Origin of the sequence: Mesorhizobium sp. M7D.F.Ca.US.004.03.1.1, from assembly GCF_003998635.1 — a bacterium.
GTDB classification, from domain to species: Bacteria; Pseudomonadota; Alphaproteobacteria; order Rhizobiales; family Rhizobiaceae; genus Mesorhizobium; species Mesorhizobium loti.
Map to the genome: position 1 here is coordinate 1 of NZ_RZQG01000997.1, position 2,084 is coordinate 2,084.

The 2,084-nt window shown below is 63.2% G+C and carries 1 protein-coding gene; it reads left to right on the plus strand.

What is annotated here, in order from left to right; translation table 11 throughout:
- Positions 1 to 118: 118 nt before the first annotated feature.
- The coding region (locus tag EN935_RS32975; RefSeq protein WP_164771565.1) for a penicillin-binding protein 1A at positions 119 to 2,084 on the plus strand (1,966 nt) is incomplete at its 3' end.

Consider the following 2,084-nt stretch of genomic DNA (forward strand, 5'->3'; position numbering starts at 1 on the left):
GTGTCTTCAGCGCCCTTGTGGCTGCTGAAAAAATGGAGGAATAGTCTCCCGGAACGCATCGCCCTGAAATTGCCGGTTTGCGGTTCTCAGGTCGTGCAATCGCTAGCCGGATTTCCCAATGGCCAGTCCCGAACCGCGCAAGAGAAGAGGTCCGATCGCCGCCCGGCTGCTGGCGCTCGACGCGTGGATCGATTCCTCGCTCTACGAGATCGGTTTCAAGGCGCGCCAGTTCTGGGAAGCCGCGACGATCTTCTCGCGGCGCTTCCGCGTCAACGGCTGGCGTCGCGGCATCATTGAAGTGTTGAGCGAGGGTTTCACGCTCGGCGCCGGCGGCATTGTGGTGATGCTGGCACTGGCCATTCCGGCTTTCCAGGACACGGCCGGCGACTGGCGCGCCCAGGGCGACTTCGCCGTCACCTTCCTCGACCGCTACGGTAACGAGATCGGCCAGCGCGGCATCATCCAGCGCGACTCGGTGCCGGTCGACGAGATGCCCGATCACGTCATCAAGGCGGTGCTCGCCACCGAGGATCGCCGCTTCTTCGATCACTACGGTATCGATGTGCTCGGCCTGTCGCGTGCCATCTTCGAGAATGTGCGGGCCAACTCCGTCGTCCAGGGCGGTTCCAGCATCACCCAGCAGCTGGCCAAGAACCTGTTCCTCACCAATGAGCGCACGCTGGAGCGCAAGATCAAGGAAGCCTTCCTGTCGCTGTGGCTCGAGGCCAATCTGTCGAAGAAGGAAATCCTGCAGCTCTATCTCGACCGCGCCTATATGGGCGGCGGCACGTTCGGCATCGAGGCGGCCGCCGATTTCTATTTCGGCAAGAGCGTCAAGGACCTGAACCTCGCCGAGGCGGCGATGCTGGCCGGGTTGTTCAAGGCGCCGACCAAATATGCTCCCCACATCAACCTGCCCGCGGCGCGTGCGCGTGCCAATGTGGTGCTGTCGAACCTTGTCGACGCCGGCTTCATGACCGAAGGTCAAGTCCTGCAGGCCAGGCTGCATCCGGCCGATGTCGTCGATCGTGGCGAGCAGAAAAGCCCGGATTATTACCTCGACTGGGCGTTCGACGAGGTCAAGAAAATCGCCAAACCGGGCCAGCACTCGCTCGTTGCCCACACCACCTTCGACGCCAACATCCAGAAGGCGGCGGAAGAATCGGTGGAGTTCCACCTGCGCCAGTTCGGCAAGGATTATAATGTCACCGAGGGCGCGGTCGTCGTCATCGAGACCAACGGCGCGGTGCGTGCGATCGTCGGGGGCCGCGACTATGGCGCCAGTCAGTTCAACCGCGCCACCAAGGCGCTGCGCCAGACCGGCTCGTCATTCAAACCTTATGTCTACGCAACGGCGATGGAACACGGCTTCACCCCCAACTCCATCATTTCCGGCGGCCCGATCAGCTGGGGCAGCTGGTCGCCGCACAATTACAGCGGCGGATCGGCGGGCAACGTCACGCTGATCATGGCAATGGCCAAATCGATCAACACCGTGCCGGTGCGGCTGGCCAAGGACTATCTCGGTATTCCGCCGATCAAGGCCATGGCCGAGGCGATGGGCGTGGAATCGCCGCTCGAAGCGCACAAGACCATGGTGCTCGGCACCTCGGGCATGACGGTGATGGACCAGGCGACGGGCTACAGCGTGTTCGCCGACAACGGCTTCGTCGGCTCCCGGCACGGCATCACCCAGTTGGTGACCCGCACCGGCGAGGTGGTTTATGATTTCGCCAAGGATGCGCCGCCGCCACACCGGGTGCTGTCGGAGCAGGCGCTCAAATCGATGAACACCATGCTCGCCGCGGTGCCGGTGATGGGCACGGCGCGGCGGGCCCAACTTCCCAACATCGTCGTCGCCGGCAAGACCGGCACGACGCAATCCTACCGCGACGCCTGGTTTGTCGGCTTCACCGGCAACTACACGGCGGCAGTGTGGATGGGCAACGACGACTTCACGCCGACCAAGAACATGACGGGCGGCTCGCTGCCGGCGATGGTGTGGCAGCGACTGATGGTCTACGCGCACCAGAACATCGACCTCAAGCCGATCCCGGGTATCGACAAGCCCTTCATCGACGAGG